This is a genomic window from Neoroseomonas marina (genome assembly GCF_012927745.1).
Classification (GTDB): Bacteria; Pseudomonadota; Alphaproteobacteria; order Acetobacterales; family Acetobacteraceae; genus Neoroseomonas; species Neoroseomonas marina.
Genome location: NZ_JABBKX010000002.1, coordinates 118479 through 144436, shown reverse-complemented (window position 1 = coordinate 144436; position 25958 = coordinate 118479). Strand labels below are relative to the sequence as shown.

Annotated in this window: 26 protein-coding genes; 21 read left to right on the top strand and 5 right to left on the bottom strand. The window is 71.8% G+C overall.

Features of this window, described 5'->3' with window-relative positions; translation table 11 throughout:
• Window positions 1–71 precede the first annotated feature (71 nt).
• The 6 genes from GWK16_RS05900 to GWK16_RS05875 all read left to right on the top strand — a co-directional run bounded on the left by GWK16_RS05900 (window position 72) and on the right by GWK16_RS05875 (window position 6807).
• On the top strand, window positions 72–1745 hold the full coding sequence (locus GWK16_RS05900; RefSeq protein WP_170053034.1) for a M3 family oligoendopeptidase: 1674 nt from the start codon (window positions 72–74) through the stop codon (window positions 1743–1745).
• A gap of 140 nt (window positions 1746–1885) precedes the next feature.
• Entirely contained in the window at window positions 1886–4033 is a 2148-nt protein-coding gene (locus GWK16_RS05895) for a TonB-dependent receptor (protein ID WP_170053033.1), read from the top strand.
• Window positions 4033–4719: a Fe2+-dependent dioxygenase gene (locus GWK16_RS05890; protein WP_170053032.1), complete on the top strand. Its 687-nt coding sequence runs from the start codon at window positions 4033–4035 to the stop codon at window positions 4717–4719. The genes GWK16_RS05895 and GWK16_RS05890 overlap by 1 nt, the downstream gene beginning before the upstream one ends.
• On the top strand, window positions 4716–5486 hold the full coding sequence (locus GWK16_RS05885; RefSeq protein WP_170053031.1) for a MotA/TolQ/ExbB proton channel family protein: 771 nt from the start codon (window positions 4716–4718) through the stop codon (window positions 5484–5486). The genes GWK16_RS05890 and GWK16_RS05885 overlap by 4 nt, the downstream gene beginning before the upstream one ends.
• 4 nt (window positions 5487–5490) lie before the next feature.
• Window positions 5491–5928, top strand: a complete 438-nt coding sequence (locus tag GWK16_RS05880; RefSeq protein ID WP_211187158.1) for an ExbD/TolR family protein — start codon at window positions 5491–5493, stop codon at window positions 5926–5928.
• 63 nt (window positions 5929–5991) lie between these two features.
• Window positions 5992–6807 (top strand): TonB family protein, encoded by an 816-nt coding sequence (locus tag GWK16_RS05875; RefSeq protein WP_170053030.1) that lies wholly within the window; start codon window positions 5992–5994, stop codon window positions 6805–6807.
• 7 nt (window positions 6808–6814) lie between these two features.
• Here GWK16_RS05875 and GWK16_RS05870 read toward each other — a convergent pair whose 3' ends face one another.
• Entirely contained in the window at window positions 6815–7789 is a 975-nt protein-coding gene (locus GWK16_RS05870) for a tripartite tricarboxylate transporter substrate-binding protein (protein ID WP_170053029.1), read from the bottom strand.
• Between the two features lie 132 nt (window positions 7790–7921).
• On the opposite strand from GWK16_RS05870, the gene GWK16_RS05865 reads away from it, so the two are divergent.
• The 8 genes from GWK16_RS05865 to typA all read left to right on the top strand — a co-directional run bounded on the left by GWK16_RS05865 (window position 7922) and on the right by typA (window position 16046).
• Window positions 7922–8503, top strand: a complete 582-nt coding sequence (locus tag GWK16_RS05865; protein ID WP_170053028.1) for a TetR/AcrR family transcriptional regulator — start codon at window positions 7922–7924, stop codon at window positions 8501–8503.
• Window positions 8500–9543 carry an HlyD family efflux transporter periplasmic adaptor subunit gene (locus tag GWK16_RS05860; RefSeq protein WP_170053027.1) on the top strand — a complete coding sequence of 348 codons (1044 nt, stop codon included), beginning with the start codon at window positions 8500–8502 and terminating at the stop codon, window positions 9541–9543. Before GWK16_RS05865 ends, GWK16_RS05860 begins: the two co-directional genes overlap by 4 nt.
• Entirely contained in the window at window positions 9540–10811 is a 1272-nt protein-coding gene (gene devC, locus GWK16_RS05855; protein ID WP_170053026.1) for an ABC transporter permease DevC, read from the top strand. Before GWK16_RS05860 ends, devC begins: the two co-directional genes overlap by 4 nt.
• Before the next feature lie 244 nt (window positions 10812–11055).
• Window positions 11056–11742 (top strand): ATP-binding cassette domain-containing protein, encoded by a 687-nt coding sequence (locus GWK16_RS05850; RefSeq protein WP_170053025.1) that lies wholly within the window; start codon window positions 11056–11058, stop codon window positions 11740–11742.
• A 131-nt stretch (window positions 11743–11873) separates the two neighbouring features.
• Window positions 11874–12851 carry an adenosine kinase gene (locus GWK16_RS05845; protein WP_170053024.1) on the top strand — a complete coding sequence of 326 codons (978 nt, stop codon included), beginning with the start codon at window positions 11874–11876 and terminating at the stop codon, window positions 12849–12851.
• Window positions 12852–12943: 92 nt separating this feature from the next.
• Window positions 12944–13342, top strand: coding sequence for a hypothetical protein (locus GWK16_RS05840; RefSeq protein ID WP_170053023.1), 399 nt, complete (start codon window positions 12944–12946; stop codon window positions 13340–13342).
• Window positions 13343–13582: 240 nt separating this feature from the next.
• Window positions 13583–14014 carry a hypothetical protein gene (locus tag GWK16_RS05835; RefSeq protein ID WP_170053022.1) on the top strand — a complete coding sequence of 144 codons (432 nt, stop codon included), beginning with the start codon at window positions 13583–13585 and terminating at the stop codon, window positions 14012–14014.
• Between the two features lie 193 nt (window positions 14015–14207).
• On the top strand, window positions 14208–16046 hold the full coding sequence (gene typA, locus GWK16_RS05830; protein ID WP_170053021.1) for a translational GTPase TypA: 1839 nt from the start codon (window positions 14208–14210) through the stop codon (window positions 16044–16046).
• A gap of 12 nt (window positions 16047–16058) precedes the next feature.
• On the opposite strand, the gene GWK16_RS05825 is transcribed toward typA, so the two are convergent.
• The gene (locus GWK16_RS05825; protein ID WP_170053020.1) at window positions 16059–16604 is read right to left on the bottom strand and encodes a hypothetical protein; all 546 of its coding nucleotides are present in this window, start codon (window positions 16602–16604) and stop codon (window positions 16059–16061) included.
• Window positions 16605–16670: 66 nt separating this feature from the next.
• Here GWK16_RS05825 and GWK16_RS05820 point away from each other — a divergent pair, with 66 nt between their 5' ends.
• The 6 genes from GWK16_RS05820 to GWK16_RS05795 all read left to right on the top strand — a co-directional run bounded on the left by GWK16_RS05820 (window position 16671) and on the right by GWK16_RS05795 (window position 21803).
• Complete coding sequence (locus GWK16_RS05820; protein WP_170053019.1) at window positions 16671–17183, top strand: hypothetical protein; 513 nt, start codon at window positions 16671–16673, stop codon at window positions 17181–17183.
• A gap of 3 nt (window positions 17184–17186) precedes the next feature.
• Window positions 17187–17408 carry a helix-turn-helix domain-containing protein gene (locus GWK16_RS05815; RefSeq protein ID WP_170053018.1) on the top strand — a complete coding sequence of 74 codons (222 nt, stop codon included), beginning with the start codon at window positions 17187–17189 and terminating at the stop codon, window positions 17406–17408.
• A gap of 87 nt (window positions 17409–17495) precedes the next feature.
• On the top strand, window positions 17496–19151 hold the full coding sequence (locus GWK16_RS05810; RefSeq protein ID WP_170053017.1) for a flavin-containing monooxygenase: 1656 nt from the start codon (window positions 17496–17498) through the stop codon (window positions 19149–19151).
• On the top strand, window positions 19148–20404 hold the full coding sequence (locus GWK16_RS05805) for an aminopeptidase (protein WP_170053016.1): 1257 nt from the start codon (window positions 19148–19150) through the stop codon (window positions 20402–20404). The genes GWK16_RS05810 and GWK16_RS05805 overlap by 4 nt, the downstream gene beginning before the upstream one ends.
• 164 nt (window positions 20405–20568) lie before the next feature.
• The gene (nudC, locus tag GWK16_RS05800; protein ID WP_170053765.1) at window positions 20569–21492 is read left to right on the top strand and encodes an NAD(+) diphosphatase; all 924 of its coding nucleotides are present in this window, start codon (window positions 20569–20571) and stop codon (window positions 21490–21492) included.
• On the top strand, window positions 21489–21803 hold the full coding sequence (locus GWK16_RS05795; RefSeq protein WP_170053015.1) for a phosphoribosylamine--glycine ligase: 315 nt from the start codon (window positions 21489–21491) through the stop codon (window positions 21801–21803). The genes nudC and GWK16_RS05795 overlap by 4 nt, the downstream gene beginning before the upstream one ends.
• A gap of 111 nt (window positions 21804–21914) precedes the next feature.
• Here GWK16_RS05795 and GWK16_RS05790 read toward each other — a convergent pair whose 3' ends face one another.
• Window positions 21915–22424: a DUF2244 domain-containing protein gene (locus tag GWK16_RS05790; protein WP_170053014.1), complete on the bottom strand. Its 510-nt coding sequence runs from the start codon at window positions 22422–22424 to the stop codon at window positions 21915–21917.
• Window positions 22425–22463: 39 nt separating this feature from the next.
• On the opposite strand from GWK16_RS05790, the gene nth reads away from it, so the two are divergent.
• Window positions 22464–23174, top strand: coding sequence for an endonuclease III (gene nth / locus GWK16_RS05785; RefSeq protein ID WP_170053764.1), 711 nt, complete (start codon window positions 22464–22466; stop codon window positions 23172–23174).
• Between the two features lie 141 nt (window positions 23175–23315).
• On the opposite strand, the gene GWK16_RS05780 is transcribed toward nth, so the two are convergent.
• Both GWK16_RS05780 and GWK16_RS05775 read right to left on the bottom strand, forming a co-directional pair.
• The gene (locus GWK16_RS05780; RefSeq protein ID WP_170053013.1) at window positions 23316–24716 is read right to left on the bottom strand and encodes an aminotransferase; all 1401 of its coding nucleotides are present in this window, start codon (window positions 24714–24716) and stop codon (window positions 23316–23318) included.
• Between the two features lie 77 nt (window positions 24717–24793).
• A complete protein-coding gene (locus GWK16_RS05775; RefSeq protein WP_170053012.1) occupies window positions 24794–25945 on the bottom strand; it encodes an MFS transporter in 1152 nt (383 codons plus the stop codon).
• Between the last annotated feature and the right edge of the window lie 13 nt (window positions 25946–25958).

Below are 25958 nucleotides of genomic sequence, written 5' to 3'. Positions count from 1 at the left end.
GGGCGTCCATCGGGCGCTTGACGCTCGGGCGCGCACCGCGCGAGGTGGTCGGGACGCCAGAGGACCCGACCATGACCCTCCGCTTCGACGACATCGTCGCCCCGCGCCCGGACAAGGAGACGCTCGCCGCGCAGCACGCGGCGGTGGATGCGCGGCTCGATGCCGGGGACCGCGCCGGGGCGCTCGCCGAATGGGACCAGGCGCGGCGGGGCTACGAGACCTGGTCGGCGCTGGTGCATCTGCGCTTCGCGCAGGACACCACGGACAAGGACGCTGTCGCGGCGCGCGAATACGCCGATGCGCTCGCGCCCGAGGCCGCGACGCATGAGACCGCGCTGAAGCGGCGGCTGCTGGGCGAGGCGGATCGCGCGGGGCTCGAGGCGCTGGCGGGGACGCATGCCGTCGCGTTGTGGGAGACCGACATCACCGCCTTCGATCCCAAGATCGCCGCGGAGACCGAGGAGGAGAGCCGCCTGACCGCGCGCTACACCGCGCTGATGGCCGGCGCGCGGGTGAGCGTGAAGGGCAGGGAGGTGAACCTCTCGGGCCTCGCGCCCTTCGCCGAGGACGAGGATCGCGCGACGCGGCACGAGGCCGAACAGGCGCGCTGGGGATTCTTCGCGGCGAACGGGGCGGAGCTCGATTCCATCTACGATGCGCTGGTGACGCTGCGCACGGGGATGGCGCGCAAGCTGGGCTATCCCGACTTCACGCCGCTCGCCTACCGGCGGATGCGGCGGCTCGACTACGGGCCGGCGGATGTGGCGCGGTATCGCGAGGCGGTGGCGACGCATGTCACGCCGCTGGTCGCGCGCATCCTGGAACAGCGGCGGGCGCAGCATGGCTGGGACCGGCTGATGTTCTGGGATGAGGCGCTGATCGACCCGGAGGGCAACCCCAAGCCGGCCGGCGACCACGACATGCTGGTGGGCGCGGCGCAGGAGATGTTCGCGCGCATGGATCCGCGCCTGGCGGAGTTCTACGCCATGATGCGGCAGGGCGGGTTCCTCGACCTGAACAACCGGCCGGGCAAGGCGGGCGGGGGTTTCTGCACCGCCTTCCCGACGGTCGGCGCGCCCTTCATCTTCGCGAACTTCAACGGCACGCATAACGACATCGGCGTCTTCACGCACGAGATGGGCCACGCCTTCCAGTGCTGGGAAAGCCGCCACCAGCCGGGCGTGGATTACCTGTGGCCGACGATGGAGGCGGCCGAGATCCACTCCATGGGCCTCGAATACCTCACCCATCCGCATATGGGCCTGCTGGTGGGCGATGCGGTGGCGGAGCGGTACCGGCGGATGCACCTGATCGGCGCGCTCGCCTTCCTGCCCTATGGCGTCTGCGTCGATCACTTCCAGCACGAGGTCTACGCCAATCCGGACGCCACGCCGGCGGAGCGGCATGCGATCTGGCAGCGGCTCGAACGGCACTACATGCCCTGGAGCGACTATGGCGACCTTGCCTATCCCGCGATGGGCGGGCGGTGGCAGGCCAAGGGGCACATCTACAACTCGCCCTTCTACTACATCGACTACACGCTCGCGCTGTGCGTCGCGCTGCAGTTCTGGGTGTGGTCGCGGCGCGATCCGAAGGGCGCGCTCGACGCCTATGTCGCGCTGTGCGGGCGGGGCGGGTCGATGCCCTTCCAGGGACTGGTGGCCTCGGCGGGGCTGACCTCGCCATTCGCAACTGGCGCGCTCGAGGCGGCGGTGGCGGAGGCGGCCGCGGTTCTCGGGCTGTAGGCGGCGGAAATCCTGGGGTTCGGCGCCGCGCGGGGCGGGTCCTCGCGCGGCGGTGAGTCGGCGTTGCGAAGATTTGCTATTGCGAATCACTCGCAATCTCATAATCTCCGGCCGACTTCGTCAGGTCCGGGGAATTTTCCATGTCGCTGCGTCTCCAGGCGCCCGCGTTGCGCGCGCCAACGATCGGTCTCGTCGGTATCGGGCTGGTGGGCGGTTCCGCCGCCGCCTTCGCGCAGGAGGATCCCTCGGCCGCTGCCGGCGGCGGTACGGCGCAGCTGCCCGAGATGAGCGTGCAGGGGTCGGCGCCCAATCCCTATCGCGCCGATTCCACGCCGCTGCCCCGGTCGCCCTTCACCGCCGCCGACGCGCCGCAGACCGTCAATGTCGTGCCGCGCATCGTGATGGAGGAGCGCGCCGCGACGACCGTGCGGGAGGCGCTGCGCAACGTCACCGGCATCAGCCTCGCGGCCGGGGAGGGCGGCTTCTCGGGCGACAACCTCACGCTGCGCGGCTTCTCCGCGCGCAGCGACTTCTTCATCGACGGCATCCGCGACTTCGGCCAGTACACGCGCGACAGCTTCTTCCTCGAATCCGTCGAGGTGCTGAAGGGCCCGTCCTCCATCATGTTCGGCCGCGGATCGACCGGCGGCGTGATCAACCAGATCACGCGCCTGCCGCTGCCGACGACGCAGGGCGAGGTCTGGCTGTCCGCCTATTCGCCGAGCGGCGTGCGCGGCACCGCCGACGTCAACGTCCGCGCCGGCGAGGTGGCGGCGCGCATGGCGGTGATGGCGACGCATATCGACGCCTCGGGCCGCGACAACGTCTCCAACAGCCGCTGGGGCGTCTTTCCCTCGGTCACCTTCGGCATGGGCACGCCGACGACGCTGACCCTGTCCTGGCTGCACCAGGAAGAGACGAACGTGCCCGATTTCGGCGTGCCCTATTACCAGGGCCGCCCGCTGCGCGTCGCGACGAACACCTTCTACGGTCTGAACCAGACCGACCGCGAGCACACGCTGACCGACGTCGTCACGGCGACGCTGCGGCACGAGTTCCAGGAGGGCGTCAGCGTCAGCAACACCACGCGCTGGGCGAATTACGGGCGGCAGGTCTCGGCCACCGCGCCGCGACTGGTGGCGAGCACGGTCGCGAACGGCATCACCGGCGCCTCGCTGGTCAACCGCCAGCCGCAGGTGCGCAATGGCTACGATTCGATCCTGGTGAACCAGACCGAAGGGCAGTTCACCTTCGAAACCTGGGGCGGCCTGGTGCACAGCGTCGTCGCCGGCGTCGAGCTGGGGCGCGAATCCTCCGAGATCGTGCGCTACGGCCAGACCGGACGTCCGCAGGCCAGCCTGCTGTTCCCGGATTTCTACGACACGGGGAACATCCGCCAGACCTTCACCTCCGACATCAAGACGGTGGCGAACACCTTCTCGGTCTACGCGGTCGACCGCATCCGCATGGGCGAGATGTTCGAGGTCATGCTCGGCGGCCGCTGGGACAGCTTCGAGGCCGAGCAGGAGAACCGCGCGACCGGCCTGACCTACGACCGCACCGACCGCGAGGCCACCTGGCGCGCCGCCTTCATCTTCAAGCCGACGCCGGAGATCCGCACCTACATCTCGGGCGGTACCTCGTTCAACCCGTCGGCCGAATCGCTGACGCTCGCGGCGAACAACGCCGCGCTGCCGCCCGAGACGGCGACGACCTACGAGATCGGCGGATCGTGGAACCTGATGGACGGGCTCCGGCTGCAGGGGTCGGTCTTCCGGATCGAGAAGCGCAACGCCCGCACCTCGGATCCCGCCAACGACACGCTGCAGGTGCTGGACGGCGTGGTGCGGGTGGACGGCTTCGAGATCTCGGCGACCGGCCAGATCACGCCGGAATGGAACATCATGGTCGGCTATACGCGGCTGAACTCCGAGATCGTGGAGTCGAACAACGCGAACGAGGTCGGCAAGGAATTCGCCAACGTCGCGCCGAACACCGCCTCGCTCTGGACAACCTACAATTTTCCGATGGGCATCCAGCTCGGCGGCGGCCTGTCCTATGTCGACCGGCGGTATGGCAACACGTCGAATACGGTGATGGTGCCGGCCTATACGCGCTTCGACGCGGCGATCGCCTGGCAGCCGCAGGACGGCGCGATGCGCGGGCTGCGCTTCCAGCTCAACGCGCTCAACATCGGGGACACGCGGACCTACGACACGGTCTACACCGGCCATGTCGTGCCCGGCGTGGGGCGGACCTTCGTCGCCTCGGTGCAGGCGACCTTCTGATGCTGGTCGAGATCCCCGCGCTGCTCACACCCGCGGAGGCGGCGGACGCCCTGCGGGCGCTCCAGGCCGCCGAGTGGACGGATGGCCGCGTCACCGCCGGGCACCAGTCGGCGCAGGTGAAGCAGAACCTGCAGATCGCCGAGGGATCGCCGGTGCACCAGGCGCTGGGCGATGCGGTGCTGGGCGCGCTGGGGCGGTCGTCGCTGTTCATCTCGGCGGTGCTGCCGCAGCGCGTCTTCCCGCCGCTGTTCAACCGCTACGACCCGGGCATGACCTTCGGCGCGCATGTGGACAACGCGATCCGGCAGATCCGCGGCACGCCGCATCGCATCCGCACCGACGTGTCCTGCACGCTGTTCCTCACCCCGCCGGACGAGTACGACGGCGGCGAGCTGGTGGTGCAGGACACCTATGGCGAGCAGCGCGTGAAGCTGCCCGCGGGCCATGCCGTGGTCTATCCGGCGACCAGCCTGCATCGCGTGGAGCCGGTGACGCGCGGCAGCCGCGTCTCCTCCTTCTTCTGGATCCAGAGCATGGTCCGCGACGACACGCGGCGGCGGCTGCTGTTCGACCTCGACATGGCGATCAACGCCGCGACGCCGGACCTGCCCGAGGGGCACGACGCGCCGGTCGCGCTGACCGGCGTCTATCACAACCTGCTGCGCCAATGGGCGGAGGTCGCATGAACCCCGAGACTCCCGCCGCCGTCGCCGATGCGCCGGCCGTGCCGCCCAGCCCTGCCGTCGAAGCCGCGGCGGCCGCGGCGCAGGCCGCGCCGGTCGAACACCTCGCGCCGGTGGCCGACCATTCGCTGCTCGGGCTGGTGCTGCAGGCCGGGCCGGTGGTGCAGGGGGTGATGGGGGCGCTCGTGCTCGCCTCCGTCATCTGCTGGACCATCATGATCGCGAAGGCGATCGTGCTCGGCGGGCTGCAGCGCGAGATCCGCCGGCTCGGCGCGGCGTCGGAGGGCGAGGCGCCGAATGGCGAGGGCCTCGCCGCCCGCATCCAGCGCGCCGCGGCGCGGGAATGGGCCGAGGGGCGCGAGGTCGGCGAGAGCCGCGCCGACTACCGCGAGCGGATCGAGCGCGCGATGCGCGAGGCACTGACCGGCGGGTTGCGGCGGGCGCAGGCGGGCACGGCGTTCCTCGCGACCACGGGCGCGGTCGGTCCCTTCGTCGGGCTGTTCGGCACGGTGTGGGGCATCATGGGGTCGTTCCAGGGCATCGCGCAGATGCGCGACACCTCGCTCGCCGTCGTCGCGCCGGGCATCGCGGAGGCGTTGCTGGCGACGGCGATCGGGCTCGTCGCCGCGATCCCGGCGGTGATCGGCTACAACCGCATCGCGCGCCGCGTCGCGGGGCTGCGGGCGGAGGGGCTGGCGGCGATTTCCTCCATCGGGGCGCGGCTGTCGGCGCGGCCGCCGCGCGGCGGCCTGGCCCGCGCGGCGGAGTAGCACCATGGCGATGTCCGTGGGCGGGTCCGAGGACGACGACGACGCCGCGCCGATGAGCGAGATCAACGTCACCCCGCTGGTCGACGTGATGCTCGTGCTGCTGATCATCTTCATGGTCGCCGCGCCGATGATGACGGCGGGCGTGCCGGTCGAACTGCCGCGCACCGCCGCGCCGCGCGCGGCGAGCCCTTCGCCGCCCGTTGTGCTGTCGGTGACGCGCGAGGGCGCGATCCATATCGGCGAGGAGCGGATCGAGGAGGCCGTGCTGGCCCAGCGCCTGATGGCGCTGAAGACGGAGAATCCGGAGATCGTCGTCCATGTGCGCGGCGACCGCGCGGTGCCCTATGGCGAGGTGCTGCGGATCATGGGGCGCGTGACGGCGGCGGGCATTCCGCGCGTGTCGCTGATCTCGGATGTCGAGCGCGGCGGGGCCGCGCACTGACCGATGGCCGTGCCCCAGCCGAAATTACCGGCGCCACCCGAAGCGGCGCCGCCGGATCCTGAGGTGTCCACGCGCGGGCCGTGGCTCGTCGCCTCCGGCGTCGCGGTGCTGTTGCATGTCGGGCTGGCGGGCCTCCTCCTGCTCACGCCCGCCATCCCCCCCAGCCCTGCGACGCCGGAGGAGGTGCCGATCTCGGTCGCGCTGGCCGAACCGGTCGCGGAGGAGTCGCCGGCGCCCGCCGAGGCGCCGGCCGAGCAGGCGGCGGCCCCGGCCGAGGAGGCCCCGCCCGCGGTGGAGCCGCCGCCGGAACCCGTCCCGCCCAAGACGCCGCCGGAGCCCGACCCGCCGCCGGTGCCGGAGCCCCCGCCGCCGGTCGAGCCGCCGCCGCCGGAGCCGGTGCCCGAGGAACCGCCGCCGCCCGAACCCGTGCCGGAGCCTGCGCCCGAGCCGCCCCCGCCACCGCGGCCCGATCCGCAGCCGGCGCCGCGCCCGCGCCCCGCGCCCCGGCCGGCACCGCCGCGCCCGGCCGCGCCCGCCGCGACGACCGCCCCGGCCGCCGCTGCGCCGGCCGCGACCGCCGCGCGGCCGTCCGGACCGCCGCCGTCCTACCTGCAGGCCGTCGCGGCGGCGCTGGAACGGCAGAAGCGGTATCCGGAAGCGGCGCGGGCGCGCCGCGCCATGGGTGTCGCGCTGCTGCAGTTCACCGTCGCGCGGGACGGGCGGGTGCTGCGCTGGCGCGTGGACCGCAGCGCCGGGGATGCCGACCTCGACCGCGCGGTGGAGCAGATGATCCAGCGCGCGAGCCTGCCCGCGATGCCGGCCGAGATGCCGGGGGACAGCCTGACGGTCACCGTGCCGGTGCGATTCCAGATCCGGTAGGGCGGGCCTAGTCGGCGCGGATGTCGTTCTCGCGCACGACCTGGCCCCATTTCGCCCAGTCCCCGGCGAGCGCGCGGCCGAAGCGGTCGCGCGGGCCGCCGACCGGCTCGGCGCCGAAGCCGCGCACGCGCTCGATCACGTCGGGCTGGCGGAGGATGGCGTCGAGTTCCGTGTTCAGCCGGTCGAGGATCGGTTCGGGCGTCGCCCGCGGGGCGAGCAGGCCGCCCCAGAAGCCGACCTCGTAGCCGGGCAGCGTCTCGGCGAAGGCGGGCACGTTCGGGTAGAGCGGCGAGCGTTCCGCGCTGGTCACCGCGATGGCGCGCAGCGTCCCGGCCTCGAGCTGCGCGCGGGGGGTGAAGAGGCCGTCATGGGCGAGGTCGACCTCCCCGCGCATCAGCGCGGTGATGGAGGGCTGGTTGCCGGTGTAGGGGACATAGGTGACCTCGATGCCGGTCTGCTTCGCGAAGAGCACCATGGCGAGGTGGTTCACCGCCCCCGTGCCGGGATGCGAGACCGTCAGGCGGCCCGGCCGTTCCCGCGCCAGCGCCAGGAATTCGGGCACCGTCCGGGCCGGGAAGTCGGGCCGCGAGATCAGCGCCAGCGGGGCGGCCTGCGCCAGGACGACCGGCGCGAAGGCCTGCACGGGGTCGAGCGTGGAGGTGCGGTTCACCAGCACCGCGATCAGCGTGGACGGCGAGGTGTAGAGGAAGGTCGCCCCGTCCGGCGCGGCGCGCGCGACGTGGTCCGCGGCGACGAGGGTGGAGGCACCCGGGCGGTTTTCCACGAAGAAGCTGCTGCCGGGGATGCGCTCGTTCAGCTTCTGGGCCAGCAGGCGGGCCATGATGTCGTTGGCGCCGCCGGCGGCGAAGCCGACCACGATGCGGACCGGCCGGGTCGGCCAGGCCTGGGCGAGCGCCGTCCCGGCCGTGAGCAGGGCGGGGGCCGCGAGCAGCGTCACCCGGCGGGTCGTGGGTCGGTTCACCGGATCGTTCCTCCCATTCGTCGTCCCGGACAGGCTAGAGGAGCCCGGCCGCAGGCGGAACAACGCGCAGTCGTGATGAGGCTGTACCGTCCGGACGGTTGACAGTCCGTCCGGACGGTATAGATGCGCGCCATGATGGACGCTACCGCAACGAATGCGCCCGGTTCCGCGCGCACCCGCATCCTGGACGCCGCCGAACGCATCGTGCAGGCGAAGGGGGTGGGCGGGCTGACGCTGGATGCCGCGGCGCGCGGGGCCGGGGTGTCGAAGGGCGGGCTGCTCTATCACTTCGCCTCCAAGGAAGCGCTGATCGGCGGGATGCTCGAGCGCTACGCCGAGTTCTGCTCGGCGAGCTTCGACGCCACGGTGGCGCGCCAGGGCGAGGGCCGTGGCCGCGTCGCCCGGGCTTTCATCGCCTGGGCCTTCGGCGAGGAGGATACCTCGCCGGGGACCGAACAGACGGATCGATTGGCCGCGGTGTGCCTCGCGGCCTTCCACCACGATCCCGCACTGCTCGACCCGATGCGCGCGGTCGCGGCGCGGATGAAAGCGGAACTGCTCGCGGACGGGACGCCGACGGGTGCGGCGCTCGCGGTGCTGACAGCCTCCGACGGGCTGTTCATGGCCCATATCTTCAAGCTGTACCGGCACACCGATGCCGAGCGCGCGGCGCTGCGCGCGACGCTCGAGGCGCTGCTGGCTTCCTCCGCATGACGCGGCGCGGGCGGATCCTCGCCGGGCTGGCGGTGCTCGGCCTCGCGGCCGGGGGCTACGCCTGGATGGAGCATGGCGCGGCCGGCGACACGCCGCAGCGGCCGGTCGCCGCGACGCCCGCCGCGCCGGTCGGCGTCGGCGCGCTGGGGCGCGTCGAGCCGGCCTCCCGCATCCGCCGGCTGAACCAGCCGGGCGGCATGGCCGTCACGCGGCTCGACCGGCTGCTGGTCACGGAAGGCGACGTGGTGGCGGAGGGGGCCTTGCTCGCCGAATTCGCCGATGCGGCGCAGAAGGATGCCTCCGTCGCCCAGGCCGAGGCCGCGGTGGCGGAGGCGCGGGCGAGCCTGGCGCGGACGCGCGCCGCCGGCCGCCCGACCGAGATCGGGGCGCAGCGCGCGCGCATCGCCGCGCTGGTGGCGCAGGAGGACCTTGCCGCCCGCGAGGCCGAGCGCGCCGAACGCCTGCTGCCGACCGGCGCGGGCGCCGTCGCCGCGGCCGACCGCAACCGCGCCGCCGCGGTGCGCCTGACCGCGGAACGGCGGCAGGCGGAAGCCGAGCTGGAAAGCCTGCTGTCCTCGCGCCCCGAGGACATCGCGCTGGCCGAGGCGCGTCTCGCCGCGGCCGAGGCCGCGCTCGCCAAGGCGCGGGCGGATGCGGAACTGTCCCGCGTGCGCGCGCCCTTCGCAGGGACCATCCTGCGCATCATCGCCCGGCCGGGCGACCAGGTGGGCAGCGACGGGTTGCTCGAGATCGGCGACGTCACGCGGATGGACGTCGTCGCCGATGTCTACGAGACCGACCTGCCGCGGCTGCGCGTGGGCGCGCCGGCCGAGATCGTCGTCCCCGGCGAAAGCCGCCGCTTCGCCGCGACGGTGCGCGAGATCGGCTGGACCGTGCGGCGGCAGACCCAGGCCAACACCGACCCGGTCGCCGCGGTGGACGCGCGCACCGTGGAGGTGCGCCTCGCCCTCGACGAGGCGGGCGCCGAGGCGCTGCGGCGCCGATCCAACATGCAGGTGCAGGTAGCGATCCGGCCATGAACGTCATCGCCAAACCCACTTTGCTGCCCTGGGCGCCGGAGAACACCGGCGAAAGCAACGCCGCGCCGGCCGCGACCCCCGCCCGCGCGCGGGGTCCGGGGCTGTTCGAGCACATCTTCCTCCCGGCCCGGCTGGCGTGGCGGCAGTTGCGGGCGGAACGGGCGCGGCTGTTCTCCGCCATGGCCGGCGTGATGTTCGCCGCCGTGCTGGTCTTCATGCAGCTCGGTTTCCGTTCGGCGCTGTTCGACAGCGCGACGCGGCTGCTCACGGCCATGGAAGCCGAGCTGTTCCTGATGAACCCGCTGACCGTCGCCTCCTTCCGGCCGGAGCCGATGCCGCGCGTGCGCGCGCACCAGGCGCTCGCCTTGCCGGAGGTCGCGCAGGCCGTGCCGGTCTATCTGGCGCAGTCGACCTGGCGGAACCCCGAGGACGGGTCGCGCCGCGCCATCCAGATGATCGGCTTCGACGTCGAGGCCGGCGCGATGCATTTCGAAGGCCTCGACGCCATCATGCCGGCGCTGCGGCGCGTCGACGCCGTCGGCTTCGACACGCGATCCCGCCCCGAATTCGGCGATGTCGGGCGGCTGTTCGCCGAACGCGGACCCTTCGAGGTCCAGGTCGGCAACCGCATGGTGGAAGTCGCGGGCCTCGTGTCCATCGGACCGTCCTTCGGCGCGGACGGGAACCTCGTGATGAGCGAGGTGAACTTCCGCCGCATGGTGCGGGAACGACAGGCCTCGAACACCGACCTCGTCGCCATCCGCCTGCAGCCCGGCGCGGACATCGCCGCCGCCCAGGCCCGGCTGCGCGAGATCCTGCCGCCCGACGTCCTCGTGCTGACGCATGAGCAGCTCGTCGCGCATGAACGCCACTATTGGGAAACCGCCACACCGATCGGCTTCATCTTCGCCTTCGGGTCGATCATGGGGCTGATCGTCGGGATGGTGATCGTCTACCAGATCCTGTTCTCCGACATCGCCAACCACCTGCGCGAATACGCGACGCTGAAGGCGATCGGGTATTCCAACGGCTACCTCGCGCGCGTGGTCATGGCCGCGGCGCTGATCCTCGCGGTCATCGGCTTCCTCCCCGGGGCGGCGCTGTGCGTGTGGCTGTACGACGTGGTCGCCGGCGCGACCTTCCTGCCGCTGGCCATGACCTTCGAACGCGCAGGCCTGGTCTTCGCGCTGATCTTTGGCATGTGCGCGGCGGCCGGACTGCTCGCCATGCGCAAGCTGCGCGACGCCAGTCCGGCGGACATGTTCTGATGGGCGGCGTCGGGCGCAGCGGGGAGGGCTCCGCCCTCCCCGGAACCCCACCCGCCGAGGGCCGAAAGGCCCTCGGAACCCGATACTTGGGTGGTTGGGGGGAGGGGCACTGCGCGCGCGCCGGCCGCGGCGGTTCCGCAACGCCCCTCCCCCCAACCACCCAATTCATGGTGTCCAGAGGCCTTTCGGCCTCTGGCGGGGAGAGGTTCGGAGAGGGGCGGCGCCCCTCTCCGCCTGCGTCGCGATGACCGACCCCATCAGTATCTCCGGCCTGAACTACGCGTATGGCGAGGGCGAGTTGCGGCGGCCGGTGCTGCGCGATGTCGGCCTGCGCGTGCATGCCGGCGAGGTGGTGTTGCTGACCGGCCCGTCGGGGTCGGGCAAGACCACGTTGCTGACGCTGATCGGCGCCTTGCGGGGGATGCAGGAAGGGTCCTGCCGGGTGCTCGGGCGGGAGCTGATGGGGGCGAGCGAGCGCGAGCGCGTGCGGTTGCGGCGGTCGATCGGCTTCATCTTCCAGAACCACAACCTGCTGGGCTTCCTGACGGCACGGCAGAATGTCGCCATGGCGCTCGAGGTCGATGCGGCGGTGCCGGAGCGCGAGCGGCTGGAACGCGCGGGGGCGATGCTCGCGGCGGTCGGGCTGGCGGGGCATGAGGACAAGCCGCCGGCGAAGCTGTCGGGCGGGCAGCGGCAGAGGGTCGCGATCGCGCGCGCGCTGGTGGCGGCGCCGGGCCTGGTGCTGGCGGACGAGCCGACGGCGGCGCTGGACAAGGTGTCGGGCGGCGAGGTCGCGCATCTGCTGCGCGACATGGCGAAGTCCCGAGGCACGCCGATCCTGATGGTGACGCACGACCCGCGCATCCTGGATATCGCGGACCGGGTGGTGTCGATGGAGGATGGGCGGATCGTCGAGGCGGCCGTGGCGTAGGCGTTGGCGCGGCGCCGGCCCGCACCGCCTCCCGGCCACCCGTCGGGGATGCCGTCGCCGGCCGGCCAGGCGGTTGCCGCCTGCCCGCGCGGCGGGTATGCGGCGGCGACCCGACCGGAAGGCCTCGCGACATGACCACCCTCGACATCCTCGGCATCGGCAATGCCATCGTGGACGTGCTGGCGCGCGCCGAGGAGGACATGCTGGTCCGCCACGGCATGGCCAAGGGCGGCATGGCGCTGATCGGCACCGAGCAGGCCGAGACGATCTATGCCGACATGGCGCCGGGCGTTGAGAGCAGCGGCGGGTCGGCGGCGAACACCTGCGCGGCGGCGGCGGCGCTGGGGGCGAAGGTCGGCTACCTCGGCAAGGTCGCGGACGACGCGCTGGGGCAGGTGTTCCGCCACGACATCACCGCCGCGGGCGTGCATTTCCCGACCGCGCCGCTGCAGGGCGGGGCGCCGACGGCGCGCTGCCTGATCCTGGTGACGCCGGACGGGCAGCGGACGATGAACACCTACCTTGGCGCCTGCGTCACCTTCGGGGAGCAGGACCTGGATGCGGCGGCGATCGCGGGCGCGCAGGTGACCTACCTCGAGGGCTACCTGTTCGATCCGCCGGCCGCGCAGGCGGCCTTCCGGGCTGCGGCGCGCATCGCGCATGCGGCCGGGCGGAAGGTGGCGATCACCCTGTCGGATCCCTTCTGCGTCGAGCGGCATCGCGATGCGTTCCGCGCCTTCGTGCGCGACGAGGCGGACATCCTCTTCGCCAACGAGGCGGAGATCCGCGCGCTGTATCACGCGGCCTCCTTCGAGGAAGCGGCCGCGGCGGCGCGCGAGGACGTGGCCCTCGCGGCGCTGACCCGCAGCGAGCTGGGCAGCGTCATCGTCGCCGCGGCGGCCACGCATCAGGTCGCTGCCGCGCCCGCGACGGTGGTCGATACGACGGGCGCGGGCGACGCCTATGCGGCGGGCTTCCTGGCGGGGCTCACCTCGGGCCGGCCGCTGCCGGAATGCGGCCGCTGGGCCAGCATCGCGGCGGCGGAGGCGATCTCCCATTTCGGAGCCCGCCCGCAGGCGGACCTCAAGGCGCTGGTCGGCGTGCGCTGACGCCGCAGGCGCCTCACGCAGGCGTGTGAGGGGGCGCGCAACCTTCGGGGCGGTGGGGTGTTGTCTCCTCAGACAATGAGAGGAGAGCAATCATGCGACACCATGCCATCCGTTGCGGAATGCTCGGCCTGAGCCTGGTGACCATGCCGGCCCTCGCGCAGGGCGTCGCGGGCGATTCGCCGCTGAATGGCGGGGATCGCGTGTCCGCCCAGGCCGATGCCATCGCGACCCAGCAGGTCGAACCGCTGCTCCAGCAGGCCGAACAGGCTGCCCGTCAGGGCCGTCTGCCGCTGGCCAACGAGCTGGTCGAACGCGCCGAGGCGCTGGCCCTGACCCGGTCGACCATCGTCGGCACCGAAACCCAGCCGGTGACGTCGGGCCCGGTGGCCCGGATGGCCGAGGCCCGCGCCGCGATCGCCCGGCGGGACAGCTCGACGGCCGCCATGCTGATCGCCGAAGCGGCGAGCCTGGCGCGCGCCCAGGGTCTGTGACGGCGGCCGCACGGGTCGGCCTCCCCTCACCCCGTGCGGTGCCGTCACCGAAGGCGGCCCGCGGCGCATGCCCCCCCATCCCCCCACGCCGCGGGCCGCCGCACGCCTGCGCCAGTCCTGGCGCAGGCTTTTTCGTGCGCGTTCCGCCATGGCATCGCCGGGGGCGGCGCGGTATGGAGGCGGGGAGGCGCCTGCCGGCGGTGGCCGGGACCGGACAGGCCAGGCGCGACAGGGCGCGCCATGGCCAGGTTCGACATCCCGTTGCTCGTCACCGTGATCCTGCTGTTCCCGATGCTCTACTTCGCGATCGCGTCGCTGACCTTCTACCTGCGGAGCTTCGACGACCCGATCGTGACCTGGATGCTGCGCGGGCTGTTCGGCGCGTATTTCCTGGCCGTCGCCGTCTGCTGCTCCCTCGGCGCGGCGGTCTTCCTCATGGCCGGGCGGCCATTCGCGGCATTGGGCTTCGGGGTCCTCGTCGCGGGGGCGGTGACGGCACGGCCCTGGTTCCTCCAGCGGCTGGACGAGCAGATCCGGGCGCGGGACGCGGGCGACCGGGGCGCGGCGGGACGGCTGCGCCGACTGCAGCTGGGTGGGATCGTCTACAACGCCGCCCAGGCGGCTGCCGTCATCGGAAGCATCCCGCTGATTTTCGCGCCGCCGGCGGCCTGACGGCCTCATCCGGAGGCCGCCATGCGCCTGTGCCATGACTGGCACAGGCTTTTTTTCTCGCCATGGCGGGGCCGAGCGACTATGTGTTGCGCCGCAACATCCGACAGATCAGGCCGCGCCGCCCGCCCACGACCGGGGCAGGCGGGTGGCCGTGTTCATGGCAGGGCCCCCCGGGGGGCGAGAGGAGTGCGCGATGAGCGCCGCTGAGATCCGCAACGTGGCGATCATCGCCCATGTCGACCATGGCAAGACCACGCTGGTCGACCAGCTGCTGAAGCAGGCCGGCGCCTTCCGCGCCAACCAGCAAGTCGCCGAGCGCGCGCTGGACCGCAACGACCTCGAGCGCGAGCGCGGCATCACCATCCTCGCCAAGTCGACCGCGGTCGAGTGGAAGGGCGTGAAGATCAACATCGTGGACACGCCCGGCCACGCCGATTTCGGCGGCGAGGTGGAGCGCATCCTGTCCATGGTGGACGGCGCGATCGTGCTGTGCGACGCGGCCGAGGGCCCCCTGCCGCAGACCAAGTTCGTGCTGACCAAGGCGCTGGCGCGCGGGCTGAAGCCCATCGTCGTCATCAACAAGGTGGACCGCCAGGACGCGCGGGCGCACGAGGTGCATGACGAGGTGTTCGACCTGTTCGCCGCGCTCGGCGCGACGGACGAGCAGCTCGACTTCCACACGCTGTTCGCCTCGGGCCGCCAGGGTTGGGCGGACACCTCGCTGGAGGGGCCGCGCCAGGATCTCTCGGCGATGTTCGACCTGATCCTGTCGCATGTGCCGGCGCCGCAGGTCGATTTCGACGCGCCCTTCGCGATGAACGCCTCGATCCTGGAATCCGACAACTTCCTCGGCCGCATCCTGACCGGGCGCGTGGCGCAGGGTGTGGCGAAGGTGAACATGCCGGTGCGCGTGCTGCGCCAGGACGGCACCGTCGTGGAATCCGGCCGCCTGACCAAGCTGATGACCTTCTCCGGCCTCGACCGCGTGCCGGTCGACGAGGTGAAGGCGGGCGACATCATCGCCATCGCCGGCCTGTCCGACGCGACGATCCCGGACACCATCGCCGCGCCCGAAGTGACCGCGCCGCTGCCGGCGATCCCGGTCGATCCGCCGACGCTTGCCATGACCTTCCGCATCAATGACGGGCCGCTCGGCGGGCGCGAGGGCAAGAAGGTCACGTCGCGCCAGATCCGCGATCGCCTGATGAAGGAGATCGAGGGCAACGTCGCCATCAAGGTGAAGGTCTCGGACGAGGTCGACGCCTTCGAGGTGGCCGGCCGCGGCGAACTGCAGCTCGGCGTGCTGATCGAGCAGATGCGCCGCGAGGGCTTCGAGCTGACGATCGGCCGCCCGCGCGTGCTGACGCGCAACAACGAGGAGACCGGCGAGCGCGAGGAGCCCTACGAGGAGGTCCTCATCGACGTCGACGAGACCTATTCGGGCGTCGTCGTCGAGAAGATGTCGCTGCGCAAGGGCCAGATGCAGGACATGCGGCCGTCGGGCGGCGGCAAGGTGCGCCTGACCTTCCACATCCCGTCGCGCGGGCTGATCGGCTACCACGGCGAGTTCCTGACGGATACGCGCGGCACCGGCATGATGAACCGGCTGTTCCTGGGCTATCAGCCCTGGGCCGGGCACATCGAGGGCCGTCGCAACGGGTCCCTGATCAGCAACGCCGATGGCGAGGCGATCCAGTACGCGCTGTTCTACCTGCAGGAGCGCGGCACGCTGTTCGTGAACCCGGGCGACAAGGTCTATGTCGGCCTGATCCTCGGCGAGAATTCACGCGACAACGACCTCGACGTGAATCCGATCAAGGAAAAGAAGCTCACCAACATCCGCGCCGCCGGCAAGGATGAGGCGCTGCTGCTGATCCCGCCGCGGAAGATGTCGCTCGAGCAGGCGATCGCCTACATCGAGGACGACGAGCTGGTGGAGGTGACGCCGTCGGCGGTGCGCCTGCGCAAGCGCTTCCTCGACCCGCATGAGCGCAAGAAGCACGCGCGGCGGGCGGAATCCGAAGCGGCGTAACGACGCCGGACGTCACGCCGGGTCCGTGCCCGGCGGGACGCAGGATGGCAGGGCGGCGATCGCGGCCTCGCCCGCCAGCCGGCGCAGGTCGAATTGCGCGAGGGCGACGAAGCGCCCGGTCTGCGCCGTGCTCAGCCAGGTTCCGATGATGAGCGGCCCGGCCTCGATCGGGCCGGCGCGGCAGGCGTCGGCGGCGATGCCGATGGTCATGCGTCGCGCCGCCGAGCGGCGGAAGTCTTCCATCTCCTCGCGCGCCGCCGGGGTCAGGCGGAACGCCACGATGCGACGGCCCGGCGCGGGCGGCGCATCCTGCTGCGCCGCGCGGGACGCGGCCTCGTCTTCCTCCAACGCGAAATGACCGGTCCGGCTGCCCAGTTGGACGGCCAGCCGCGCCGTGCCTGGCCGGGGGCGCAAGGCGTCGGGCATATCGACCGCGGCGCGCAGGGCGGCGAGGTCGGTGGTGGCCGGATCCGTCGTCCGCAGGGCTTGCTGGCTGGCGGGGGGGATGGCGGCACAGGCGGTGGCCGCGAGGGCGAGGAGGAGCGTCGGCAGGCGCATCTTCGTTTCCAATATTGATTTCTTATCGTGAAACAGTAAAATTCGACCTGTCAATGGAGGGCCGACATGCCAACGCTCGCGACTCCCGCCGCCCGCCGCGCCGGCGTGGCGGTGATCGCCGCCATCGCCTTCAGCGTGGTGGCGCCGGTGGCGATCTGGTTCGACGATCGGCTCGTTGCACACGCGCTGCTCGGGCAGGGGGTGGTGCTGGGGTCGCTGTCGCCGTCGCTGCGTGCGGTCGGGATCGTGACGACGCTGCTGCCCTCGCTGTGCCTCGCCTGGGGGCTGCTCGGCGTGATGCCGGCGCTGCGGTCGATCGGGCGGGGGGAGGTGGTGCCGCGCGTCGGCGCCGCGCTGCACCGACTCGGCCTGTCGGTGCTGCTGGTCGGGTTGTATGAGCCGATCGGGCGGGCCGTGCTGCTCGCCGCGCTGACGCTGGCGCCGGGGCGGCTGGCGATCGAGATCGGCGTCTCGACCAATGCCGTGCTGCTGGTCGCGCTGGGGGCGACGCTGATGGCGCTGGGGCCGGTGCTGCGCGGCGCGGCGGCGGCGCTGGAGGAAAACCAGGGCTTCGTGTGACCCGTGCCGATCCTCGTGAAGCTCGACGTGATGATGGCGCGGCGGAAGATGCGCGGGCGCGACCTCGCGGCGCGCATCGGCATCACCGAGCAGAACCTGTCCCTGCTGAAATCCGGCAAGGTGAAGGGCGTGCGGTTCGAGACGCTGGAGCGGCTCTGCGCCGCGCTCGACTGCCAGCCGGGGGACCTGCTCGAATACCGCGCCGAGGACGTCGCGCCGGATTGAGCGGACCCGCCGGCGCACCGCCTTGCGCGACCCGCCCCGGACCCCGACACTTCGTCCCAAGCAACGTCACGACGTGAGGGAAACGGAATGTCCGAAGGCGCGGGCCGCAAGGCCGTCGAGGTGCCGGTCCATGACGCGCTGATCGTCGGCGCGGGGTTCGCGGGCCTTTATCAGCTGCATGCGCTGCGGGACCGGCTCGGGCTCTCGGCGCATGTGCTGGAAGCGGCGGACGGCGTCGGCGGCACCTGGTGGTGGAACCGCTATCCCGGCGCGCGCTGCGATTCCGAAAGCCATGCCTATGCGTTCTATTTCTCTGAGGAGCTGCTGCAGTCCTGGGAGTGGTCGGAACGCTACCCCGAACAGCCGGAAATCCTGCGCTACCTGAACCATGTGGCGGACCGGCTGGACCTCCGGCGCGACATCACCTTCAACGCGCGCGTCACCTCCGCGCGGTGGGATGCCGAGGACAATCTCTGGCACGTCACGACCGCGGACGGGCAGCGTTGGGCGGCGACCTGGCTGATCACGGCGGTGGGGTGCCTGTCCTCGGCGAACATTCCCGACATTCCGGGGCGCGACGACTTTGCGGGCCGCTGGGTCCATACCGGGCATTGGCCGCATGAGGGCGTGGACTTCGCCGGCCTGCGCGTCGGCATGATCGGCACCGGGTCGACCGGCATCCAGGCCGCGCCGGTGATCGCCGGGAGCGCGGCGCATCTCACGGTCTTCCAGCGCACCGCGAACTATTCCATTCCCGCGCGCAACACGCCGCTGACCTCGGCGTTCAAGCGCTGGGCGAAGGAGAACGCGGCCGAGATCCGCGAAGCGATGCACGCGACCGGCAACGGCCATCCCTGGCCGGTCAGCGATCGCTCGGCCCTCGAGGTCGATGACGCCGAACGCGAGGCGATCTTCCGTGCCGCCTGGGAGAAGGGCGGGCTGCGCCTGCGCGCGACCTTCCGCGACATCCTGACCGACCGGCGCGCCAACGACACCGCGGCCGAATTCATCCGCGCCCGCATCCGGGAAGTGGTGAAGGACCCGACGACGGCGGCGATGCTGACCGACATCGACCATCCCTTCGCGACGAAGCGCCCGCCGATCGACACCGGCTATTTCGAGACCTTCAACCGCGACAACGTCACGCTGGTCGATGTGCGCGCCGACCCGATCGAGCGCATCACGCCCACCGGCATCCGGCTGAAGAGCGGCGCGGAACATGCGCTCGACATCATCGTCTTCGCGACCGGCTTCGATGCCATGACCGGCGCGCTGCTGCGCATGGGCATCACCGGGCGCGACGGGCTGACGCTGAGCGACGCCTGGGCGGCCGGGCCGCGCACCCAGCTCGGCCTGCAGGTGGCGGGTTTCCCGAACATGTTCACCGTGACGGGGCCTGGCAGCCCGTCCGTGCTGACCAACATGCCGGTCGCCATCGAGCAGCATGTCGAATGGATCACCGACTGCATCGCGGCGATGCGCGCGCGCGGTGTGGCGACCATCGAGCCGACCGAGGAGGCCTGCGACCGCTGGGTCGCGCATGTGAACGACGTCGCGAATGCGACGCTGATGCCCCAGGCGGGGCATTCCTGGTATCTGGGGGCGAATGTCCCCGGCAAGCCGCGGGTCTTCATGCCCTATGCCGGCGGCATGCCGGCCTATCGGCGGGTCTGCGACGAGGTCGCCGCCGCGGGCTATGAAGGCTTCGTGACGACCGGGGCGCGCACAAGGGTGACCGCATGAACGACCACACCACCGTCGCCACGCCGCTGAGCTTCGAGGCGCGGCTCGACCGCCTGGCGGAACTCGCCGTGAAGGTCGGGCTCGGGCTGCAGAAGGGGCAGCAGCTGGTAATGACCGCTTCGCTCGAGCATGTGCCGCTCGCGCGGCGCATCACCGAGCAGGCGTATCGCGCCGGCGCGTCCCTGGTGACGACGCTGTTCCATGACGAGCAGTCGGCGCTGTCCCGCTACCGGCTGTCGTCGGATGACGCCTTCGACGTCGCGCCGGGCTGGCTGTTCGACGGCATGGCGGCGGCCTTCCGGGGCGGGGCGGCGCGGCTTGCGATCGTCGGCGACGACCCGACGCTGCTGTCGGGCGAGGACCCGGCGAAGGTTGCGCGGGCGAACAAGGCGCGGTCGAAGGCGTATCAGCCGGCGCTCGAGCTGATCACCACCTCGGCGATCAACTGGACGCTTGTCGCGGGCGCGACGCCGGCCTGGGCGCGAGCGGTCTTCCCGGACCTGGACGAGGCGACGGCGCTGGCGCGGCTGTGGGATGCGATCCTCGCGGCCTCGCGCGCCGATGCGCCCGATCCGGTGGCGGCCTGGGCGGCGCACAACGCGTCGCTGGTGGCGCGGCGCGCGATGCTGAACGAGCGGCGCTATGCCGCGCTGCGCTTCCGCGGGCCGGGCACGGACCTGGTGGTGGGCCTCGCGGACGGCCATGCCTGGTCGGGCGGCGTGACGACCGCGCGCAACGGCGCGACGGGCAATCCGAACATCCCGACCGAGGAGGTGTTCACCACGCCGCATGCCGCGAAGACGCAGGGCACGGTGGTGGCGACCAAGCCGTTGTCCTACCAGGGCACGCTGATCCGCGACATCCGCGTCCGCTTCGAGGGCGGCGTGATCGTCGAGGCGCAGGCGAGCACCGGGCAGGACGTGCTGCAGCGGATGATCGACACCGACGAGGGCGCGCGGCGGCTCGGCGAGGTCGCGCTGGTGCCGGCGGCGAACCCGATCGCGGCGACCGGGATCCTCTTCCTCAACACGCTGTTCGACGAGAATGCGGCGAGCCACATCGCGCTCGGCCAGGCCTATTCCAAGTGCTTCGTCGACCAGGACCTGACCGAGGCCGAGCTTGCGCAGCGCGGGGCGAACCGCAGCCTGATCCATGTCGACTGGATGATCGGATCGCCGGAGACCGACGTGGACGGCATCGATGCCGAAGGGCGCGAGGAGCCGGTGATGCGCAAGGGGGCCTGGGTCCGGTAGGGCGCGCTACCAGTTCGCGGCACCGGCCCACACCCCCGCCCGGCCACCCATCCAGGATACTGTCGTTGGGGGGCCGGGTGGGGATGTGGGCCGGTGCCGTTCTCGACACGCAAAAGTCCGCTCGGATGGACGCAGCCGCGGCCTTCTGGCAGGGTCCGGGCCGCATGCTCTCGATCCCCGCCAGCCGCCCCAATGCCTATACGGGCAGCCCGCTCGACCGGGCTGCCGAGAAGCGCGACGACGCCGAGTTCATCGGCGCCGCCCTGCTGCATCCCGATAGCCTCTTCGCCCCCGTCTGGCGGGCCCGCAGCCTGATGAAGGGCGTCGCCGAGGGGCATCCCGAGGCGGTGCTGCTGACCGGCGGCGCAGCCGAGGCGGTGCGCATGGCCGATGGCCCCTGGGCGTTCCTCGGCCTATGGGACGGGCGGCCGGTCTTCGCGGTGGATTGTTCCCACGCCGACGACCCGCTGCCGCTGCTGCCCGACGGGATGGGCGCCTTCACCGACCTGCGCCAGGTCGCGGGACTGCTGCCGCCCGGCGAGGCGAGCGTCCTCGCCCACGCCCGCGGGCTGATGCACTGGCGGACCAAGCACCGCTTCTGCGGCATCTGCGGCCAGCGCTGCGAGCCGCGTTCGGCCGGCAACGTGATGGTCTGCACCGGCTGTGGCGCGCAGCATTTCCCGCGCACCGACCCCGCGGTGATCATGCTGGTGGTGCGCAACGGATCCTGCCTGCTGGGCCACTCGCACCGCTTCCCCAACGTGACGATGTATTCGACGCTCGCCGGGTTCGTGGAACCGGGCGAAAGCCTCGAGGAAGCGGTGCGGCGCGAGGTGAAGGAGGAAGCGGGAGTCGAGGTGGGGCGCGTGCTCTATCACTCCTCCCAGCCCTGGCCCTTTCCGTCCTCGATCATGCTCGGCTTCCATGCCGAGGGCCTGTCGGAGGAGATCCGGATCGATCCGGGCGAGTTGAAGGATGCGCGGTGGTTCTCGCGCGACGAGATCCGCAATCACCAAGCGCTCGGGTTTTCCCTGCCGCGGCCGGATTCGATCGCGCGGCGCCTCATCGAGGATTGGATGGAGTCATGAGCGAGCGCTGGCGTGGCGCGGCGCTGGCCGCTGCCCTCCTGGCCCTCGCCGCCTGCGAGACGGGCGGCGTCTGGGCGAATGTGCCGACCGACAATACGCCCGACGGCCAGGCCTGCCGACGCGAGGCCGAGCAGGACCCCGAGGTGCGGCGGATCGCGTCGCAGTTCACCGCCTCGGGCAATGAGGCGTGGAACGAGCGGGTGCGGCAGGAGATGCTGATCGCGCTGCCAAGGGCCTGGCGCGAATGCATGACGCGACGCGGCGCGATGCCCGGCGGCGGCGTGGAGCCGCTGCGGCGGACGACGTTCTAGGATGTGTGCGAGGGCATCGCCCTCGCGCTGTCGAAGGGCCTTCGGACGCGGGGCGGCCGGCATCCGCCGGCCTTGGCTCGCCGCTGCTGCGGCGGGCCACGTTCGCGGCGATCAATCGTCGCGCAGCTGCGGATTGTCGAAGGTCGGGCGCCGCGCGGCGGACAGCGCGTCGTGCAGCGCGTCGTGCAGCGACTTCTTCTCCTCGGCCGCGAGGTCGCGGCCGATCTCGAGGGTGCGGCCGCGGCTGTCGATCCGCAGCACGCCCGCATGGCCCGGGTCCTCGAGATAGGTGAGGCGCGCCCAATAGGGATCGAGCGACATTTCCTCGCGCCGGCCGCGTTGGTCGGTGCGGATGATGGCGAGCCGACCGGGCGTCAGCAGCAGGACTTCCGACGAGCGGGCCGAGCGGCGCGCATGCAGCGCGACGAGGCCGAGGGCGAAGAGCACCTCGCCGCCCAGGAAGGGCAGGATCGGCCACGCCCCCAGGGCGACGAACAACAGGCCCGTCAGCCCCGCGCAGGCGCACAGCAGCAGGACGAGCGCGCGGTAGCCCACCGGCGTCAGCGACCGCGGCGGGGTGCAGATGGCCTGGAACAGGACGGGCTCGGCGGGGGGTGCCATGCCACCGCAAGATAGGCGAGGATCGCGCCCGTGCCAGCCATGCCGACCAAGCCGAAGAAGCCGAACCACGGAACCGCCACGGCGCCGCGCCGCGCCCGCCTGATGCCGCCCGCGCAGGCGGAGGCCTTCATCCGCGCCCTCGCCGTCGCCAATCCGGCGCCCGAGACGGAACTGATCTACCACGACCCCTTCACGCTGCTCGTCGCCGTGGTGCTGTCGGCGCAGACGACGGATGCGGCGGTGAACAAATGCACGCCGGCGCTGTTCGCGGCGGCGCCGACGCCCGAGAGGATGGCCGCGCTCGGCGCCGAGGGGATCGGTCCCTACATCCGCACCATCGGGCTGTGGCAGGGCAAGGCGAGGAACGTCGCGGCGCTGGCGCGCGACCTGGTGGAGAAGCATGGCGGCCAGGTGCCGGGCGATCGCGAGGCGCTGGAGGCCCTGCCCGGCGTCGGGCGCAAGACCGCGAATGTCGTGCTGAACGTCGCCTTCGGGCAGGAGACGATGGCGGTCGACACGCACATCTTCCGCCTGGGCAATCGCTGCGGCCTGGCGCCGGGCAAGACGCCGCGGGAAGTGGAGGAGAAGCTGGTGAAGCGCTGCCCGCCCGAGTTGCTGCGGGACGCGCATCACTGGCTGATCCTGCACGGGCGCTACGTGTGCAAGGCACGGGCGCCGGAATGCTGGCGCTGCGTCGCGCGGGCGTATTGCAACTACAACGACAAGGTGCTGGCGCCGCCGGTGAAGTGAGGGTGCTGCCGGAGGGGCGCCGCCCCTCCGGACCACCCCGCCGAGGGCCGAAAGGCCCTCGGAACCCGGTATGGGTTTCCAAAGGCCCTTCGGCCTTTGGCGGGGAGAGTTCGAGAGGGGCAGGGCCCCTCTCGATGGCCGTCAGGCTTTCCCGGCCATCTTCGCGACGGTGTGCGCCAGCGCCTTGTCGAGCACCTCGATCAGCGTGTCGCATTCCGTCTTGGTGATGATGAGCGGCGGCGACAGCACGATGGTGTTGGAGTGCCGCGACCCGCCGCCAGAGCGGCCGACGATCACGCCGTTCGCCTTGCAGAACTCGACCACGCCGCCGACCAGCGCGCCGTCGAGCTGCACCTTGCTCTCGCGGTCGGTGACGAGCTCGATGCCGATCAGCAGGCCCTTGCCGCGCACGTCGCCGCAGATGCCGTGCTTGAACAGCGTCGCCTTGAGGCCGTCCATCAGGTAGGCGCCCATGGTCGCGGCGCGCTCGGGCAGCTTCTCCTCGAGCATGATCTCGATGTTGCGCACCGCGACGGCGGCGGCGGCGGGGTGGCCGCCATAGGTGTTCACCTGCATCACCTGGCGGGCCTCGGCGACCTCGCCGAGGAAGCTGTCGAAGACGCGGTTCTTCACCACGGTCGCGGCGATGGGCAGGTAGGCGGAGACGATGCCCTTGGCGACCGCCATGATGTCCGGGCTGATGCCGTAGTGCTGGTGGCCGAACATCTTGCCCGTGCGGCCGAAGCCGTTGATCACCTCATCGACGTGCAGCAGCACGTCGTATTTGCGGCAGATCGCCTCGACCTTCGGCAGGTAGTCGTCGGGCGGCACGGCGACGCCGACGCCGGACATGATCGGCTCGACGATCACCTCGGCGACCGTCTGCGGACCCTCGGCCTGGATCGTCGCCTCGAAGGCCGTTGCGCAGGCGGTCTTGCAGGATGGGTATTCGAGGCCGAGCGGGCAGCGGTAGCAGGTCGGTGCCGGGACGTGGATGAACTCGCCGGCGAAGGGCTCGAACTTCATCTTGCGCTCGCCCATGCCGCCGGCGGCCAGCGTCGCGAGCGTCGTGCCGTGATAGGCGTAGTGGCGCGCGATGGTCTTGAAGCGGAACTGGCCGGGGAATTCGTGCTTGGCGTATTGCCGCGCCACCTTGAAGCCCGCCTCGTTCGCCTCGGAACCCGAGTTCACGAAGTAGGTGTGGTAGCCGCCGCCCATCAGCGCGTTGATCTGCTCGCCGAGACGCGCGGCGGGCAGGTTCATGGCCGTGTGCGGATAGTAGGCCATCTGCTCCATCTGCTCGGCGGCGATCTGCGCGAGCTCGGTGCGGCCATAGCCGATGTTGACGCACCACAGGCCGGCCATGGCGTCGAGATAGGTCGAGCCGTCCGCGTCCACGATGGTCGAGCCCTGGGCGCCGGTGACGACCATCTGCGACTTCTCGAGCGCGCGGTGCTGCACGATCGGGTGCATCACGTTCTCGAGGTCCTGGGCGACGACGCGGCGGCGTTCTTCCGGATCGGGCTGGTTCGTGACGGACATGGTCGGGGCCTCCCGGGCTGCTGGGTGAGGCGATGGTCGCGCGGGACGGCGGCGAAGGAAAGCGGGAAGCGGCGGATTCAGCCCCGCGGGATCGGGCGCGCGAGCGCCAGCGCGGCGCCGGCGACGGCCGCGACGGCCGACAGCGGCCCGAAACCGCCGAAACCGACCGCCGCCATCACCCAGCCTCCGAGCGCCGCGGCGCCGAGCCAGCCGAAGGAGGCCGAGGTGACGTTGAGGCCGAGGACGGTGCCGCGGATCTCGTCCGGCACGTTGGCCAGGGCGGCCATGAGGCTCGGCCGGGCGACGGCGTTGACGAAGACATAGGCGAAGCCGAGCGCGACCGTGGTGACCAGCCCCGGCGTCCAGCCATAGAGCGCGAGCGCCACGACGGCGGAGCCGGCCATGGCCCCGGCGAAGACATGCAGCCGGTTGCGCATGCGGTCGGCCATCTGTCCGCCGACCACGGTGCCGAGGATGTTGCCCAGGGCGATGACGGCAAGCGGGATCGCCACCCCGGCGGGCGTGAGGCCGTAGGTCGTTTGCAGGAAGGTCGCGAAATAGACGACGGCGATGCCGTAGCAGAGTCGCTCGGCGACCCCCATGGCGAGCAGGCGCAGCACCGGGCCGCTCATGGCGCCGCGCATGGAGTGCCGCGCGGCGGAGCCGCGGCGCGGGGCCTCGGCGGGCGTGAGGGTGGTGAGGAAGAGGCCGAGGGCCGCCAGCACGGCGATGCCGCCGACGCCCAGCGCGACGCCCCGCCAGCCGATATAGGTGCCGACCCAGGCGGCGAGCGGGACGCCGAGCAGCAGGGAGAAGGACTGGCCGGCCATGACCCAGCCCAGCGCCCGGCCACGCTGCCGGTCCACGGTGCGGGCGGATGCCTCGGTCATGATGACGCCGGTGAAGCCTCCGGCGAAGGCGCCGGCCGCGCTGACCGCGACGGCGACGCTCCAGTAGTTCGGGGACAGGGCGACGCCGACCAGGGTGGCGGCCAGGCCGATCGGTCCGCCGATCAGGAAGGGCCGCCGGCCCCAGCGATCCGACCAGGCGCCGGCGAAGAGCGAGCTGATGCCCCAGGCGATCGAGGTCAGCGCCATCAGGTTCGCGACCATGCCGAGGCTCGCCGAGAGGTCGCGCGACATGTCCAGCAGGAAGGGCGCGCGCGTCGTCCCGGAGGAGGAGGCGGCGAACATGCCGAGGCACGCCGCCGCCAGCAGCGCCCAGGGCATGCGCGGCAGCGAG

Coding starts and splice junctions, on each gene's coding strand:
- GWK16_RS05900 (WP_170053034.1), top strand. CDS start 72: ATGACCCTCCGCTTCGACGACATCGTCGCCCCGCGCCCGGACAAGGAG.
- GWK16_RS05895 (WP_170053033.1), top strand. CDS start 1,886: ATGTCGCTGCGTCTCCAGGCGCCCGCGTTGCGCGCGCCAACGATCGGT.
- GWK16_RS05890 (WP_170053032.1), top strand. CDS start 4,033: ATGCTGGTCGAGATCCCCGCGCTGCTCACACCCGCGGAGGCGGCGGAC.
- GWK16_RS05885 (WP_170053031.1), top strand. CDS start 4,716: ATGAACCCCGAGACTCCCGCCGCCGTCGCCGATGCGCCGGCCGTGCCG.
- GWK16_RS05880 (WP_211187158.1), top strand. CDS start 5,491: ATGGCGATGTCCGTGGGCGGGTCCGAGGACGACGACGACGCCGCGCCG.
- GWK16_RS05865 (WP_170053028.1), top strand. CDS start 7,922: ATGATGGACGCTACCGCAACGAATGCGCCCGGTTCCGCGCGCACCCGC.
- GWK16_RS05860 (WP_170053027.1), top strand. CDS start 8,500: ATGACGCGGCGCGGGCGGATCCTCGCCGGGCTGGCGGTGCTCGGCCTC.
- devC (WP_170053026.1), top strand. CDS start 9,540: ATGAACGTCATCGCCAAACCCACTTTGCTGCCCTGGGCGCCGGAGAAC.
- GWK16_RS05850 (WP_170053025.1), top strand. CDS start 11,056: ATGACCGACCCCATCAGTATCTCCGGCCTGAACTACGCGTATGGCGAG.
- GWK16_RS05845 (WP_170053024.1), top strand. CDS start 11,874: ATGACCACCCTCGACATCCTCGGCATCGGCAATGCCATCGTGGACGTG.
- GWK16_RS05840 (WP_170053023.1), top strand. CDS start 12,944: ATGCGACACCATGCCATCCGTTGCGGAATGCTCGGCCTGAGCCTGGTG.
- GWK16_RS05835 (WP_170053022.1), top strand. CDS start 13,583: ATGGCCAGGTTCGACATCCCGTTGCTCGTCACCGTGATCCTGCTGTTC.
- typA (WP_170053021.1), top strand. CDS start 14,208: ATGAGCGCCGCTGAGATCCGCAACGTGGCGATCATCGCCCATGTCGAC.
- GWK16_RS05825 (WP_170053020.1), bottom strand. CDS start 16,604: ATGCGCCTGCCGACGCTCCTCCTCGCCCTCGCGGCCACCGCCTGTGCC.
- GWK16_RS05820 (WP_170053019.1), top strand. CDS start 16,671: ATGCCAACGCTCGCGACTCCCGCCGCCCGCCGCGCCGGCGTGGCGGTG.
- GWK16_RS05810 (WP_170053017.1), top strand. CDS start 17,496: ATGTCCGAAGGCGCGGGCCGCAAGGCCGTCGAGGTGCCGGTCCATGAC.
- GWK16_RS05805 (WP_170053016.1), top strand. CDS start 19,148: ATGAACGACCACACCACCGTCGCCACGCCGCTGAGCTTCGAGGCGCGG.
- nudC (WP_170053765.1), top strand. CDS start 20,569: ATGCTCTCGATCCCCGCCAGCCGCCCCAATGCCTATACGGGCAGCCCG.
- GWK16_RS05795 (WP_170053015.1), top strand. CDS start 21,489: ATGAGCGAGCGCTGGCGTGGCGCGGCGCTGGCCGCTGCCCTCCTGGCC.
- GWK16_RS05790 (WP_170053014.1), bottom strand. CDS start 22,424: ATGGCACCCCCCGCCGAGCCCGTCCTGTTCCAGGCCATCTGCACCCCG.
- nth (WP_170053764.1), top strand. CDS start 22,464: ATGCCGACCAAGCCGAAGAAGCCGAACCACGGAACCGCCACGGCGCCG.
- GWK16_RS05780 (WP_170053013.1), bottom strand. CDS start 24,716: ATGTCCGTCACGAACCAGCCCGATCCGGAAGAACGCCGCCGCGTCGTC.
- GWK16_RS05775 (WP_170053012.1), bottom strand. CDS start 25,945: ATGCCCTGGGCGCTGCTGGCGGCGGCGTGCCTCGGCATGTTCGCCGCC.